Annotated in this window: 18 protein-coding genes and 1 pseudogene; 8 read left to right on the top strand and 11 right to left on the bottom strand. The window is 68.3% G+C overall.

Features of this window, described 5'->3' with window-relative positions:
* Positions 1–15: 15 nt before the first annotated feature.
* Both ACZ7M3_RS50365 and ACZ7M3_RS50370 read right to left on the bottom strand, forming a co-directional pair.
* Positions 16–492, bottom strand: coding sequence for a gas vesicle structural protein GvpA (locus tag ACZ7M3_RS50365; protein WP_472073226.1), 477 nt, complete (start codon positions 490–492; stop codon positions 16–18).
* Positions 493–520: 28 nt separating this feature from the next.
* Positions 521–871 (bottom strand): gas vesicle protein GvpO, encoded by a 351-nt coding sequence (locus ACZ7M3_RS50370; RefSeq protein WP_075030190.1) that lies wholly within the window; start codon positions 869–871, stop codon positions 521–523.
* A 279-nt stretch (positions 872–1,150) separates the two neighbouring features.
* Between ACZ7M3_RS50370 and ACZ7M3_RS50375 the strand changes: the two genes are divergently transcribed.
* Positions 1,151–2,059, top strand: coding sequence for a histone protein (locus ACZ7M3_RS50375; RefSeq protein WP_472073228.1), 909 nt, complete (start codon positions 1,151–1,153; stop codon positions 2,057–2,059).
* Between the two features lie 3 nt (positions 2,060–2,062).
* Positions 2,063–3,037: an SRPBCC family protein gene (locus ACZ7M3_RS50380; RefSeq protein WP_472073230.1), complete on the top strand. Its 975-nt coding sequence runs from the start codon at positions 2,063–2,065 to the stop codon at positions 3,035–3,037.
* Positions 3,038–3,275: 238 nt separating this feature from the next.
* On the opposite strand, the gene ACZ7M3_RS50385 is transcribed toward ACZ7M3_RS50380, so the two are convergent.
* The 6 genes from ACZ7M3_RS50385 to ACZ7M3_RS50410 all read right to left on the bottom strand — a co-directional run bounded on the left by ACZ7M3_RS50385 (position 3,276) and on the right by ACZ7M3_RS50410 (position 6,162).
* Positions 3,276–3,458: a CsbD family protein gene (locus ACZ7M3_RS50385; RefSeq protein ID WP_472073231.1), complete on the bottom strand. Its 183-nt coding sequence runs from the start codon at positions 3,456–3,458 to the stop codon at positions 3,276–3,278.
* A 152-nt stretch (positions 3,459–3,610) separates the two neighbouring features.
* Positions 3,611–4,225, bottom strand: coding sequence for an alkaline shock response membrane anchor protein AmaP (locus ACZ7M3_RS50390; protein WP_472073233.1), 615 nt, complete (start codon positions 4,223–4,225; stop codon positions 3,611–3,613).
* A gap of 29 nt (positions 4,226–4,254) precedes the next feature.
* The gene (locus ACZ7M3_RS50395; RefSeq protein ID WP_472073235.1) at positions 4,255–4,965 is read right to left on the bottom strand and encodes a DUF6286 domain-containing protein; all 711 of its coding nucleotides are present in this window, start codon (positions 4,963–4,965) and stop codon (positions 4,255–4,257) included.
* 52 nt (positions 4,966–5,017) lie between these two features.
* Positions 5,018–5,431: an Asp23/Gls24 family envelope stress response protein gene (locus tag ACZ7M3_RS50400; protein WP_472073237.1), complete on the bottom strand. Its 414-nt coding sequence runs from the start codon at positions 5,429–5,431 to the stop codon at positions 5,018–5,020.
* A complete protein-coding gene (locus ACZ7M3_RS50405; protein ID WP_472073259.1) occupies positions 5,428–5,598 on the bottom strand; it encodes a hypothetical protein in 171 nt (56 codons plus the stop codon). Before ACZ7M3_RS50405 ends, ACZ7M3_RS50400 begins: the two co-directional genes overlap by 4 nt.
* A gap of 81 nt (positions 5,599–5,679) precedes the next feature.
* Positions 5,680–6,162 carry an Asp23/Gls24 family envelope stress response protein gene (locus ACZ7M3_RS50410; protein WP_168498679.1) on the bottom strand — a complete coding sequence of 161 codons (483 nt, stop codon included), beginning with the start codon at positions 6,160–6,162 and terminating at the stop codon, positions 5,680–5,682.
* Between the two features lie 157 nt (positions 6,163–6,319).
* On the opposite strand from ACZ7M3_RS50410, the gene ACZ7M3_RS50415 reads away from it, so the two are divergent.
* From ACZ7M3_RS50415 to ACZ7M3_RS50430, 4 genes are all read left to right on the top strand, one after another.
* On the top strand, positions 6,320–6,898 hold the full coding sequence (locus ACZ7M3_RS50415) for an RNA polymerase sigma factor (protein WP_472073239.1): 579 nt from the start codon (positions 6,320–6,322) through the stop codon (positions 6,896–6,898).
* Positions 6,889–7,545, top strand: a complete 657-nt coding sequence (locus ACZ7M3_RS50420) for a hypothetical protein (protein WP_472073241.1) — start codon at positions 6,889–6,891, stop codon at positions 7,543–7,545. The genes ACZ7M3_RS50415 and ACZ7M3_RS50420 overlap by 10 nt, the downstream gene beginning before the upstream one ends.
* Complete coding sequence (locus ACZ7M3_RS50425) at positions 7,545–7,922, top strand: Asp23/Gls24 family envelope stress response protein (protein ID WP_472073243.1); 378 nt, start codon at positions 7,545–7,547, stop codon at positions 7,920–7,922. The genes ACZ7M3_RS50420 and ACZ7M3_RS50425 overlap by 1 nt, the downstream gene beginning before the upstream one ends.
* Positions 7,923–8,058: 136 nt before the next feature.
* A complete protein-coding gene (locus tag ACZ7M3_RS50430) occupies positions 8,059–9,597 on the top strand; it encodes a CYTH and CHAD domain-containing protein (RefSeq protein WP_472073245.1) in 1,539 nt (512 codons plus the stop codon).
* A 680-nt stretch (positions 9,598–10,277) separates the two neighbouring features.
* Here ACZ7M3_RS50430 and ACZ7M3_RS50435 read toward each other — a convergent pair.
* Together ACZ7M3_RS50435 and ACZ7M3_RS50440 are read right to left on the bottom strand one after the other, a co-directional pair.
* Positions 10,278–10,427 carry a hypothetical protein gene (locus ACZ7M3_RS50435; RefSeq protein ID WP_261692447.1) on the bottom strand — a complete coding sequence of 50 codons (150 nt, stop codon included), beginning with the start codon at positions 10,425–10,427 and terminating at the stop codon, positions 10,278–10,280.
* A complete protein-coding gene (locus ACZ7M3_RS50440; RefSeq protein ID WP_472073247.1) occupies positions 10,418–10,984 on the bottom strand; it encodes a serine hydrolase in 567 nt (188 codons plus the stop codon). The genes ACZ7M3_RS50435 and ACZ7M3_RS50440 overlap by 10 nt, the downstream gene beginning before the upstream one ends.
* A 484-nt stretch (positions 10,985–11,468) precedes the next feature.
* Between ACZ7M3_RS50440 and ACZ7M3_RS50445 the strand changes: the two genes are divergently transcribed.
* Positions 11,469–11,906: a hypothetical protein gene (locus tag ACZ7M3_RS50445; protein WP_472073249.1), complete on the top strand. Its 438-nt coding sequence runs from the start codon at positions 11,469–11,471 to the stop codon at positions 11,904–11,906.
* 115 nt (positions 11,907–12,021) lie between these two features.
* Positions 12,022–13,258 (top strand): annotated as a pseudogene (locus ACZ7M3_RS50450) (IS701 family transposase).
* A gap of 24 nt (positions 13,259–13,282) precedes the next feature.
* Here the strand turns inward: ACZ7M3_RS50450 and ACZ7M3_RS50455 are convergent.
* Positions 13,283–13,573 carry a hypothetical protein gene (locus ACZ7M3_RS50455; protein WP_472073251.1) on the bottom strand — a complete coding sequence of 97 codons (291 nt, stop codon included), beginning with the start codon at positions 13,571–13,573 and terminating at the stop codon, positions 13,283–13,285.
* Between the last annotated feature and the right edge of the window lie 200 nt (positions 13,574–13,773).

Below are 13,773 nucleotides of genomic sequence, written 5' to 3' on the forward strand. Positions count from 1 at the left end.
CTCGCCGGGCGAGCCCTATTCGCGCTCACGTCGGGAGGTGCGCCGCGCCGGCCGCCGTCGCCTCTCCACGGGTTCCTTTTCCTTGCCCTCGTCTTCTTCCTCGGCCTCCTCCTCTTCGTCGTCGTCACGGCCGGTGATCCCCTTGAGGGAATCGGTGACCGCTTCCGCCGCGCCGGAGAGGGCCCCCTTGGATTTGCCCTTGGCCCCGCTCTCCACCGTGTCTCCGACGATGTCGGTCAACTGGGCGGGTGCCTTCCTCCCGGTCTCGAGGTCGAGACGGTTGCATGCCTCGGCGAAACGCAAATAGGTGTCGACGCTGGCCACGACGATACGAGCGTCGATCTTGAGGATTTCGATCCCCACCAGTGACACGCGGACGAAGACGTCGATGACAAGCCCGCGATCCAGAATGAGTTCCAAGACGTCGTAGAGGCTGGTGCCACCGCCACCACCGCGCGCGACAGCGCCTCCACTCTGCGGCACCACCGTCATGGCGCCTCCTTTCATGGCCTTTGCGGCCTCAGCCCAGCCGGTCGATCTGGCCGCGGCTGTAGCGACGCGTCCTTCGGTACTCCACCAGGTCGCCTTCCTCGTCCAGCGTCACGCGGTAGGTAGCCATCACGCTCGTGGTTTCGGGGACGCGTTCCAGTTCGAGTACCTCCACGTCGGCTTCCCAACCGGCCTCGGTGGATTTCAGTGCCGAGACGGACTCGGGGGCCCGCCCGAGCAACTCCTGAAGTTGTTCGACTGCGGAACGAATGGCCCAGGCTGCGTTGCCCTTGCCGGAGCGTCGCCGGGGGCCACCTGTGGTCCCCCGGTCCGTGCTGCGGCCACTGCTGCTGGATCGCCGCCGGGGTTCTGCTGCGGCCATGGTCTCTCCGATGGTCGGAGCGCGCGCCATACTCCACGCACGAACACTATAATTCCATCATATAGGGGTACATATGGTCGGGCATGGATGGCTTTGAGCGAACCTGCCCGGTGGGGTCACGACCTGCCCCGGTGGGGCAGCATGGCGTGTCCGGGGTGCTCTCAGCGGGCCGAGAGACGCGTCGCGTGCGATCCGCTTCTGTCTCAACCACTGGTTGAGCAGGGGATGTTGGCCCGTATTCGAGTGTGTTCACCTCCCCTTTCCGAAGGGAACCGGCTCATGAACGACACGACCAAGATCGGCCTCGCCGCCGCGGTCGCAGCTGGCTATGTGCTCGGACGTACCAAGAAAGCCCGTGTCGCCTTCGGGCTGGCAACCTACCTAGCAGGTCGCCGATTTGGGCTCGATCCGCAGCAACTGTTGACGACCGGCCTGCAGAAACTCGGAGACGTTCCTGGAGTCGCCGAGCTGAACGAGCAGGTGCGCGGCGAGCTGCTGGACGCCGGACGCAAAGCCCTGGCCGCCACCGCCGACCGGCGCCTCGCCGACCTCGCCGACTCTCTCCACGAGCGCACGCTGCGCATCGGTGAGGAGAAGGGTGAGGAGGAAGAGGGCGAGGAAGAGCCGGAGGAGGGCGAGGAGCGCTACGAAGACGAGGAGGAGCCGGAGGAGGAAGAGGACGAGGAAGAGCCTGAGGGGGAGTTCGAAGAAGAAGAAGAGGAGGAAGAAGAACCGGAGGAGGAAGAAGAGGAAGAAGAACCGGAGGAGGAGGAAGAGCCAGAGGAAGAGGCTGAGGAGGAGCCGCCACGGCGTCGTCGCCGCCCCGTAGCGGGAAGGAAGCACGCGGCCAAGCCCTCTCCCCGTAGGGCGGCCGCCAAGGAAGCCGCTCCGGCGAGGAAGAGGACTCCTGCGAGGAGGACTCCCGAGAAGAAGGCCCCCGCGAAGAAGACCGCGGCGCACAGGCCCCCGGCCAAGAAGGCGGCGGCGCAGAGGCCCGCGGCCAAGAAAGCTGCCGCCAAGAAGTCGGCGCCGGCGAAGAGGACCGCGAAGAAGTCTCCGCCCCCTGCCAAGAAGGCGGCGGCGAAGCGGGCACCGGCGAAGAGCGCGCCCGCGAAGAAGGCCCCGTCCAAGAAGGCGGCCCCCGCGAAGAAGGCGACTGCCAAGAAGACTCCCGCGCGACGGAGGTAGGCCATGGCCGACAAAGAGCGTGACTCCGGCCGGGGAGAGGGCTCCGGTCTGGACATGTTGCGCGACGAACTTACCGACTTCCTCAATGCCCAGGTCGAACATCTCGTCGACAAGGCCGGAGAAAAGTTGGGGGATGTCACCGACCAACTCCTTGATACGGCCGAGAACGGCGGATCTCTTGTCGGCATCGGCGGACGCATCCTCCAAGGTGACTCCCCCTTGAAGGCGTTCGTCGGTGAGAAGGCCAAGGGCCTCAAAGACAATGTGATGGACAAGGTCAAGAACGTCTTCGGCGGAGGACGCGGAGGCAAGTCCGGCAGCACCAAGGTGATGAACATCATTGAGGTACTGGACGTCGGTGTGCCGATCCGCGTGGCGTACAACTACTGGACCCAGTACGAGGAGTTCAGCGACTTCACCAAAGGCGTACGGAGTGTGTCCCGGAACGACGAGACCGCCAGTGACTGGAAGGTGAAGGTCGGGCCCTCGACTCGTGGTTGGAAGGCGACGGTTCAGGAACAGGTGCCGGACGAGCGGATCGTGTGGAGCTCCGAAGGCGCGAAGGGCACTACTCACGGCTGTGTCAGTTTCCACGAACTCACGCCCGACCTGACGCGGATCGTGCTGGTCGTCGAGTACTACCCGTCAGGTCTCTTCGAGAAGACGGGCAACCTGTGGCGTGCCCAAGGGCGCCGTTTGCGGCTGGACTTCAAGAACTTCCAGCGCTACGTCACGTTCGCGGACGAGGAAGTCGAGGGCTGGCGCGGAGAGATCCGCGACGGCGAGGTGATCCGCAGCCACGAGGAAGCACTGGAGGAGGAGGAAGCGGCAGGGGAGGACGAGGAGCAGGAGGAGTACGACGAAGAGGCGCCCGACGAAGAGGCGCCCGACGAAGAGGCGCCCGACGAAGAGGAGGAGTACGACGAAGAGGGGCCAGAGGACGAGTACGAGGAGGAGGACGAGCAGGACGAGGGCTGACGCGGCCCGAGCCGTGCGATTCTCCTCGGCGTGACCTGCTCCGAGAGTTGGTCGGCTGGCGTTCCTGGACTCTCAGATCTCGTCGTCTGGCCGGAGTGACCGCGACCGGTTGGAGAGGCCATCGGACGGGCGCGGGCGCGGCGCTGGAACCACTGCGCGATCACCCGCGTCCGGCGCGGTATCGACGTCGACGACACCAGCCCCCGAAGATGCGGACCAGCCGTACGTACGTCCGCGATCAGTGCCCGCTCCGCTTGTGGAGGTGGCCAGCCGCCTTTTCCGTCATCTCATGTGCCTTGGCGCGCAGCTGTTCCCCACGCCCGGCCTGCTGCATTGATGAGTTCCCCAGGGCCTTGCCGAGAGTCTCCTTCATCTTGCCCCTGATCTGATGCACCTTCGCATTGCCCTTGGCCTTGGCCATCGGAATCGCCGTCCTCTCGAAGACGCTGGGAAACGCGGCCCGTTCAGGACCGACACGTCTTTGTTCACCGTGCGCCTGCCCGCGGGGCTCGGCAACTGGGAGCACCTCGTGCTTGCAAGCGGGCCGGCGAGGCAGGCCGTCGGTCTCCTGCCTCACTGCGCGCGGTGCGGTTTGTCGTGGGCGACCTGTAGGCGGACGTCGGTGTGCATGGGGGCGGTACTGGGGGAGCCGGTGGACCGACGAGCGGTACTGAGCGGGCCTTCGCACAGGGCGTCGAGGGCGGCGCCGGGCGCACCCTGGGGGGTGAGAGCAAGCGTGATGTGGGTGCGGGGGTGGGCAGGCCGGCCAGTGATGTGCACGGTTGCATGCTCAACCCCCGGCAGGGCACCGGCTTCGGCGCCGATCGCGTCGCTGAGCGCGTGGTCGCGCAGTTCGACGCCTTCCTGCGGGGGTGTGCCGCCGACGGGCAGCGCTCCGGGGTGGCGTCGGTGCAGTTGGGCGAGCAGCCACCACAGGGCGAGCAGGGCGACGATCGTGAGGGCGGCGATGACCGCGGGCCACCACCACCAGCCCTGACTGCTCCAGCGGGCCCGGTCGGCGGACCCGAGCAGGACGTCGTGCGGGGTGGTCAGGGGCCAGCCGACGGGCGGAACGAGATCGTGTCGCCGGTAGACGTCGAGCCCGGCGAAGAGAATCAGCAGACCGCCGCCGAGCAGTACCAGTCCGGCGAGGGCCAGCAGACTGCGGTTGAGTACGGTTCGCGTCATGGTGTGGGCTCCGGTGTGGGGGGTTTCGCTCAGTCGGTGCGTTGCCGCACTCGTACGACGATGCGGGGAGGGCGGGCGAGGACGAGCTGATCGCGTTCCTCGTCGAGGACGGCGGTGAGGTCGTCCTTCACCTGCTGGGGGTCGCGGAAGCGGACGTCCGTGCGGGCCTTGACACGGTGGCGGCGCACCCGGACGCGAGCCGTGCTGACTCCCGGGACCCGCATGGCGGCGTCGCGCAGCAGGTCGGCGGCGCCGTCGCGGTCCAGGGAGGCCCTCAGCCCGGGCGCGGGGGAGCGCAGGGGCAGCCAGTGGCGTAGACCGGGGGTGAGGGCCAGGACGATCAACCAGATGCCGAGCGCGGCGGCGACGGCGGCTCCCGTGAGCACCCACACGTCGTCCAAGGGGCGGGTGGCCAATTCGTCGGCCAGGTGCCGTCGCCAGGCTGCCGCAGGGCGTCCGGCCCGTACGGCGACGACGTCGAACAGCGCCGCGGCCGCCGCCACGAGAATCACCGAGGCGACCAGCGCGGCCGGAATGCGGCGCGCGGACCACGGGCGGTGGGTCCGGTGCCCTCTGTCGTGCTCGCCCGCCACCAAGTCCGGCGGAAGAGGCGCCTCGTGCTCGGGTGGACCGGGCTCTGTCGGCTCTCTCAGCTCCTGCGGCTCCTTCGTCATCGGCACGGGGACACGGCGCGCGGATGGCGTGGAGCTGCGTGCGGGAGGGTCCGGGTCGGGTGTCATTCCGGTCCTCCTTTCTGCGCGGCGTGCCCGGCGGCCCGGGCCGCCGGGCACCTCATCGGACCCGTCCCCGGCTCGCGTCGGCGGCGGTCACCAGCCGCCGGACGGTGAGGGTGACCTCTCCCACCTCCAAGCCGGTCAGCTGAGTCACCCGTTCGGCGACGTCGTGCTGGATCCGCTCGCAGACGTGGGGGATGTCGGTGGGGTAGGGCAGGTCCATGGCCAGGTGCAGGCGCACCGTTCCACTACGGACGGCTGCGGAGGCGCTGGGTGCCGCCGGCCCGCTCCGGTCGGGCGGTACGGCGGCGCGCCGAGACTGGGCTGTGCGTGCGGCCCTGGCGGCGATACGGGCGACCACCCTTTCCGGGATGACGGTGGCGCCCCGTTCGGCCGGAGGCGGCAGGTCGGCGGATCGCCCCGGTGAGCCGGCCCCTTCGCCCGGGGGCTGGGAACCGGGCCGGGTACTCACCGCTGTCTCCGCATATGGAGGTCGACGTCGCCCTGCACGACGAGGCCGACGAACAGCCCTGCCGCACCCAGAACCAGAACGAGCAGGAATGCCCAGAAGCCTCCGAAGTATCCGGCGAAGCCCAGGGCCATGCCGGCCGCGAGGCCTGTCGTCGCTGCGTTCATCATCCACTCACCCGTCTCGCGAACGTGATCGTCCGTGTGAGCACCCGCTCATGTTCAGGGCATGGCCGTGGTCACGGTGGTCGGTCACCGCACGCGGCCCTCGTCCCGTTCGGCCTCTTCCTCCTCGTCGGGGAGGTGGACGTCGTCGACGGCGATGTTCACCTCGACGACCTCCAGTCCCGTCATGCGTTCCAGGGCGCTGATCACGTTGGTGCGTACGGCGCCGGCGACGTCGACGATGGAGACGCCGTACTCGACGACGACGTCCAAGTCCACCGCGGCCTGGCGCTCGCCGACCTCGACCTTCACTCCGCGTGTGACGCCTCCGCCTCCGCCGGGGACGCGTTCCCGCATGGCGCCGAAGGCGCGGGCCATCCCCGCTCCCATGCTGTGGATGCCAGGTACCTCGCGTGTGGCCATGCCCGCGATCTTGGCCACCACACCGTCCGCGATGGTGGTCTTCCCCCGTGTCTCGGCCGGTGCTCCGGCCCCGGTACGGCCCTTCAGCGCGCTCACGCCTGTGTCGGGCCGGCTGCCCCCGCCGACGCTGGTGATGTTGTCCGTCATGGCGGTCGCCTCGAGTGGCTCGGTGTGACACCTGCGTGGTGTCTCTCAAGAGGTTGGACACCCGGGGCGGCGCACCTCTCACAGACGCGACGTGTGATGTGCATCACACAGGTGTGGCGGGGGTACCCGCTCTTTCCGAGCCCCCTGCGAGAGCGTCATGATCCAACGTATTGCTTCCCCACAGCTGGGATGCGACCTGCCGGACGGAGTGCTTGCCGTGCGGGCGGCCGAGGGAGACGAAGACTCCTTCGCCGTTCTCGTCCAGCGGCACAACCGGTCACTCCTGGCCCTGGCCCGTGGCATGCTCGGCAACCCCCAGGACGCCGAAGAGGCCGTGCAGGACGCCTTCGTCAGCGCCTGGCGGCGTCTACCGGAGTACCGTCACGGTGCGGAGTTCAGCACCTGGATGTACCGGATCACCATCAACCGCTGCTTGACCGTGCGACGGCGGCGCCGACCGCCGCCCCTCCCTCTGGACACCGTCGCCGAACCCGCGACGGGCGACGCGAGGAGCCAGCCCGCCCGGTTCGCCGAGCAGGACGCGGCCACCGAGGCGCTGTCCCGCGCGCTCGCCGAGCTGGACGCCGGCCAGCGGATCTGCTGGATCCTGCGTGAACTGCAGGGCCTGCCCTACAACGAGATCGCCCACGTGACACGGACCAGTGAGCAGACGGTGCGCGGCAGACTGTTCAGAGCACGCCGATCCCTGCAGGAGGCGATGGGCCCATGGCGCTAGACGACCCGCACGCCTGGCCTTCCGAGCCGCCCCGCCCCAGCCCAACCGCCGCCGGCCTGCCTCCGTTCGCGGGCGATGAGGTACTGCCCTGCGGCCGCCTGCTCAGCCGGGTCTGGGAGCAGGCGCAGGACGCTGCGCCGGTCGCGGACCCGCACACGGTGTCGTGTCCGCACTGCCGCGAGGCGGTCGAGGGACTGGTCACGGTGAACGCGGCCGCCCAGGCGCTGCGTGAGGAAGACCCTCCCGGCCTCCAGGCGCTCGCCGATCGTGTCATGAACGTCGTCAGGGCAGAGATCCGGCTCGGACGGCTGCTCCCCCTGGCCGACCCGGACCGGGACCTGCGGATCGCCGAGAGCGCTGCCGCGAAGCTACTGCGGCAGGCCGCGGACACGGTCCCCGGTGTGAGGGCCGCGACCTGCCGGCTCGTACCCGCGGACGAGGGCACCGACGTGCGGGTGACCATGGAACTGGCCGCTGCCCTCGACCGTCCGCTGCCCGACCGGGTGGATCAGGTACGCCAATCGGTCCTCCACTCAGCAGAACGGGACCTGGGCCTGGCAGTGACGACTGTCGACATCGTCGTGGTCGACGTTCTGGAGCCGTGGCCACCCTGGAGTCCCGGTCAGCCCACAGGCGGTGGCACGTGATGACCGCCACCGGCACGACCATGCTCCTCGGCGTCGCAGCCGAGGCAGCCCTCGCGGTTCCCGGCGTGGCCGGCCTGCAGCCCCGCCTGGCCCACTGCCTCGCGGCAGTCGCCGTGCCTACCCGGACGTACACCGCACCACACCGCATGCCGCCCGAGGCGGGCGTCCGCGCCGACCGGGCGCCGGACGGTTCGGGATGGCGCATCGAGGTGCGCTGCGTCCTGGCCGAGGGCCACCGAACCCTGGACACGGCAAGGAACGTCCACGACCGGGTTCGGACCGCCGTCAGCTCCCACCTCGCCACCCACGACGTCGCGGAACCGGTCATCGTCGCGGTCACAGTGACGCGTATCGCCGCCCGATTCGCCACGGCATGAGCGCCGGGCGCGAGCACCGGCGAACGCCCTTCACGACCATGTCCTTCGGTGCGGTCCTCGGCCGGGCCTCCTGTCGAAGACTGCATATGTTGCCCCACGAGTGTTTGAGCGGTGCTGAGGCGTGCACGCGCCCGGTATGACCCATACGAAGCGAGAGACAGAGCGAAAGTACGAAGCCCCGTCGACCAATGACACCTCATGGCTGCCGGACCTCACCAGTGTGGACGGCATCGCATCGGTCGTGGGAAGGGGTCTCGACGAACTGGACGCCGTGTACTACGACACCGACGACCTGCGCCTGGTCGGAGCGTCGGCAACGCTCCGGCGAAGGACCGGTGGGGCTGACGCGGGCTGGCACCTCAAACTGCCCATGTCCGGAGACAGCCGGGAGGAGGTGCAGGTCCCGTTGTCCGACACGGTTCCGGAAACCCTGCGTGACCTGGCCCTCTCTCGCACCCGAGGGGTAGAGCTGAGGCCAGTCGTCCGTATCCGGTCCACACGCAGCACGCGGCACCTCGTCGATTCCGAAGGCGTGGTCCTCGCCGAGCTGAGCCTCGACAAGGTCCGCGCGGAGTCCCTTCTGGCCACGACCAAACGGGCCTCATGGACGGAGATGGAAGTCGAACTCGCCGAGGACGCCGATCCCTTGTTGCTCGACCTCGTGGACAAGGCGCTGCGCAGGAAGGGCATCGACCGTGCGAGTAGTCCGTCCAAACTGAGCCGGGCCCTGGAGGAAACAGGAACGGGAGCGTCGCGTCTGCCGGACGCACGTGCCGAGACCGTCGTACCCGGCTCGGCCGCCGACAAGGTCCTCCGGTATGTGGACGGACAGGTGCACGCCCTGGTGGACCTCGATCCCGCGGTACGCCGCGGCCTGCCGGACTCGGTGCACAGGATGCGCGTCGCCTGCCGCCGACTGCGCAGCACCCTGCGTTCTTACCGGGCGGTACTGGAGCGTGAGGTCACCGATCCGATCCGGGAGGAGCTCAAGTGGCTGGGCGGCGAGCTGGGCGCCGAACGCGACCAGGAAGTCCTCATGGAAGGGCTCGGCGTGCGCATCGGGGCCTCGCCCCCGGAGCTGGTCCTTGGGCCCGTCGAAGCCAGGCTGCGGGTGTGGCATGTTTCCCGTAGCTCCGAGGCGCGGCAGCGCACTCTCGACGCCCTGGTCTCACCCCGCTACCTGGCCCTGCTGAACTCCTTGGCCACGCTCACGCAGCAGCCCCCGCTGCGTCGCAAAGCCGCTCGCAAGCCGGAGAAGGTCATGGTCAAGGCAATCCTCAAGGAGTACGCCAAGTTGGCCGGTCGCGTGGCACACGCGCTGGAGCTCTCCCCGGGGACGGAACGCGACGCGGCCCTCCATCAGGCCCGCAAGGCGGCGAAAAAGACGCGGTACGCCACCGAACCGGCGCGCGCCTCGCTCGGTAAGCCTGTCAAGCGGCTCGGCAAGCGCGTCAAGGCCGTACAGAAGGTGCTCGGGGACCATCAGGACACCGTCGTCGCGCGGGACGCCGTGCGGCACCTGGCTCTGGCGGCACACGCGGCGGGAGAGCCCGGCTTCACCTGGGGCCTGTTGTACGGCCAGGAGCAGGCCGCGGCCGAAGGCCGCGAACGGGAACTGCCGACTGCGTGGGCCGATGCGTCGAAGCCCGGGCTGCGCAAGGCGCTCGTTCACTGAGAAGTCGCCCTCTCCCAGCGTCTTGTCCCGGAGCACTGCGCAGCACCGTGATCGGCGTCAGGAACCGCGTACCCGCCTGCCGCCGGCGTGCACCGGCCGGTCGGTGTGGAGGAGCACGCCCGGCCTACTGAAGACGTCTCTCGCCCGGGACAGCATTGATGTGTGTCCGGACGAACCTGTACGCCTCCTGCAGCAGCACGGCGTCCGGCACAGCACCGCGTGCCACGTCCGGATGCGGGGCGTGTGGTTGCGGGCGATGCTTGCCGAATGACCGAGCGTTCCGTGACCGTTTGCCCGCCCGTCAAGGGGGAGGGACGCCAAGTACGCGTGGACGGGGAGCCTGTGGGGGCGGCGTCCAGTCTGCGTGGCTTGGCCGAGATCATGCGGCGGGCGGGCTGGGTGGGCTTGGATGAGATCGATGTGGCGGACTCACCGGTCATCGAGTGGTACGGGGGTGGCCCTGAGGTGTGGTGACGGTGCTGCTTCGAACGGGGACACGCAAAGATCAGTTCGCATGTGCGCGCAGGTACGCGTGCACTGCGCCTGCCTCCCCTCCTGGCGGAGGCGGTGCGGCCGGTGAAGCTCTTGGCCGCTCGAGCGGCGGGCTGACCACGAAGTCCACATGGCGGCAGACGGCAGGCGCCGCCCGCCGGGGCGTACGGATGCGTTCCCGCGACAGCTCAGGCAGCGAAACGGTCGATGGCTGTTGCCAGGTCGTCGTTGGTCAAGGGCTGCTGCATGTCGCTGAGGACTCTTGCTGCGGCGTGGAGGGCGTGCTGCTGATTGGTGACGACGACACTCACGTAGTCCTTGTCGGGGATCAGAAGCATCGCTGCGCGACAGCCCGGCAGCCGTCCGTTGAGATACAGAGATACATCTGGCCTGAAGGGCCGCGCGCCCATCCGAGACCGTGGACCACGGGACCGTCCGACGTGGTGCGGGGCCGGCGGATGTCGTCCAGAAGGGCCCGATCGGCGAGCAGCCCTTCGCCCACGGCCAGGAGGTCGGTGACGGACGACCACAAGCCTCCGCTGGGGCGGCGCGAACGCGGATAGCCGAGTAGCGCAAGCTCGGTCGGTCCGTCCCAACCGGTGGTCGCATCGCGCGGTGCGTCGAAGCTCGTTCGAGAGAGATTCCACGGGCCAAGCAGCGTCTTCTCCACTGCCCTCTCGTACGAAGTGTCACTCAGGGCTGCGAGGACCGCACCGGCCAGGATGACCTGCCCGAGGACCTGTTCGACGGTGAGGCGCACATCGGCTCGGCAGTCAGGTGCGAGGTCAGGAAGCAACTCGATGATGAGTGTGCCCAGAGGGATGGAGTTGTCGCGCATCGTCTTCACGAGCGCAGTGCAGGTGAAGACCTTGTCAACGACGCGATGCGCAAGCACGAGTCCGGGCTCACCCGAACTGCCCCACGAGCAGCCGCACTTCGCACCCTGGCTGCGGAGAGTCCTGCTACCACAGCCGGGGCATCATAGAAGTCCTGCTTGTCGAGCAACTCCTGGAGATTCACAGGGGGCACCTTACGATTCCGACGAGCTGTGCCACCTCGACGATGGCGATCGACGCCCCATCGCGGCATCATCGCTCGGGACCCGGGCGATTGCTGTGCCCCTTCCCCGGCCGGCTCGCTCTGGGAGCGCACCAAGGGTCACCTTCCCGTAAGGGCGGAAGAACGTCGGGATCGAGAGGGGGGTCGCGCACGGCCGAGGGGGAACTCGTCAACGCTCTGCGCAGCCGCCGACCAGCCTAGTACTCCAGCTGTAGATCTTGATCTTGGCGCTTGAGTGGAGGCCGTCTCGGTTTGGCTGGTCGCGTACTGCCGGCTTCCGGCAAGTAGACCCGGGTCTGTTGAGTAGGCACTATGCCTCGGTGAGCATCATCATCAAGTTCTTCCTGGCGCCGGACCGCGACGCTGCCGCTGCCGTCGTGGAAGGCGGCCCCGATGGGGTCTTCGAGTCGCTGCCGTACGGCAACTTCGATGCCGAAGAGGCACTGATCGAGTGGGAGAGCATCTTCACCGGTCGCAGCTTCGAAGAACTCGTTGCCGCTGATGAGCCCGAAGTCGTTGCCGACCCAGGCGATGGTGAGGGCCCGGTGATCCTCGCTGCTTCCCGGGTGCTTCAGGATGCGCTTGCCGCTGCCGATGAGCACCGGCTTGTCGAGGTCAGCCAGCTGTGGGTGCAGGAGCGCGCGGCAGACGGCGAGGTATTCGACCTGGAGACGGCAACCGAGGTCCTGAGCGGCCTTGCCGACCTGGCACGGGCCATCGGTGAGCAGGAGGAGAGCCTGTACTGCTGGATGGCATAGAAGCGGACACGGCCACCATTGATCATCGTCGGTTGTGTGGACAAACGAAGATCAGCCGGTGGCCGTGAGCCACAGCGTAGACCCTGCCCGGTGGCAGCCGGTGTTCGAGGACCTGATGGCGCGGGTGGCAGGCCGGTTCTCCCGGGTGGAGCCGCGGCGCAGGGCACGGGCATTCGTTCTGGGCCTGCTCGCGGAACTACCGCGGAAGAACTGCTGGACGATCGCCGAGCACGCCGGTGACACCAGTCCGGCCGGCATGCAGCACCTGCTCAGCCGTGCGTCCTGGGACGCGGACCGAGTCCGTGACGACGTACGGGACTTCGTAGTTGAGCACCTCGGAGACGAGGACGTTGTCCTGGTGGTGGACGAGACCGGTGATCTGAAGAAGGGGACCGCGAGCGTCGGGGTGCAACGCCAGTACACCGGCACCGCGGGGCGGATCGAGAACTCCCAGGTGGCCGTCTACCTCGTCTACTCCTCCTCGGCCGGGCACGCTGCCATCGACCGGCGCCTCTACATCCCGCGCTCCTGGACGCAGGACCCTGGCCGGTGCCGGGCAGCGGGCATCCCGGAAGACTTGAGCTTCGCCACCAAGCCCGCCCTGGCCACCGAGATGGTCGCCCAGGCCTTGGACGCCGGCGTGCCAGCCGCATGGGTCACCGGCGACGAGGTCTACGGCGGTGACCCTCACCTGAGCGCAGAGTTGGAGAGTCATCAGATCGGCTACGTTCTGGCCGTCTCGCGCAAGCGGCCGATCCCCACGCGCGCGGGCGTCTTCCTTGCAGGCGTGCTGGCCCAGTGCCTGCCGAAGAAAGCCTGGCAGCAGCTCTCGGCAGGAGACGGTGCCAAAGGCCACCGCCTCTACGAATGGGCCCAGGTCGAGATCGACAGTCCGTCGGACAGTACGGGCCACCGATCGCTACTCGTCCGACGCAACCACCGCACCGGTGAACTCGCCTTCTATCGTTGCTACTCGGCCTGCCCTGTCCCGCTGACCGCGCTGGTCAAAGTGGCCGGGCGCCGCTGGACCATAGAGGAGACCTTCCAGTCCGCCAAGGGACTGACCGGGCTGGACGAGCACCAGGTCCGCCGCTGGACCTCCTGGCACCGCTGGACCACCCTCTCCATGCTCGCGCACGCCTTCCTCGCCGTCACCGCCGCCACCGAACGCTGCAACCGACCCACCCCGAACGGCTTGATCCCCTTGCAATGAGATCCAGCACCTGTTCGCGGCCCTGATCAGCCCGGTCCACGACCTCGCGCACCGCCTGCGCTGGTCACACTGGCGACGTCGGCACCAAGCCTGCGCACGCCTGTGCCATTACCGCAGGCAAGCCGCCGCCCTGCCGTGAAGATCAAGATCTGCGCCTGGAGTACTACTGGCTCGTCAGACCATCGCGCCATCGTCGAGCGGCTTCAGGCCGGTCCTCACGCGCGTGAGGAGCCGTCTCGATGAGATGCAGGAGGACCCAGGCCACGTCGAAGCATTCGTCGTCGCCGAAGCAGTCCGCCAAGGCATGGGCCTCCTCATCGGTCACGGGTCGCTCAATAAGATCCAGAAGAGCTCCCGCGCGTTCGACGGCCTCCTCAAGAGCCTCGTCGGGCTCGCCGTCCTCGGACGGGAGTTTGCCCAGGGCGGTGAAGTCAGCAACCTCCGGACGGATCACGACACATCCTTCCTACCACTGGGGTGAAGCCGCCGTGGCGGCCTCACCCCAGGCTATCGGGACGGGAGACCTTCTCATCCGTGATCACGATCTACGGCTGGAGTACTAGGGCGTGTCCGACGGGTCGGGTGACGCTGCCGCTGGGAACTCGTTCCGTGGGGCATGGGGCGGGGAGATCTGTCGGATGATGAGTGGGCTCG

The organism is Streptomyces sp. NPDC111656 (assembly GCF_055656965.1).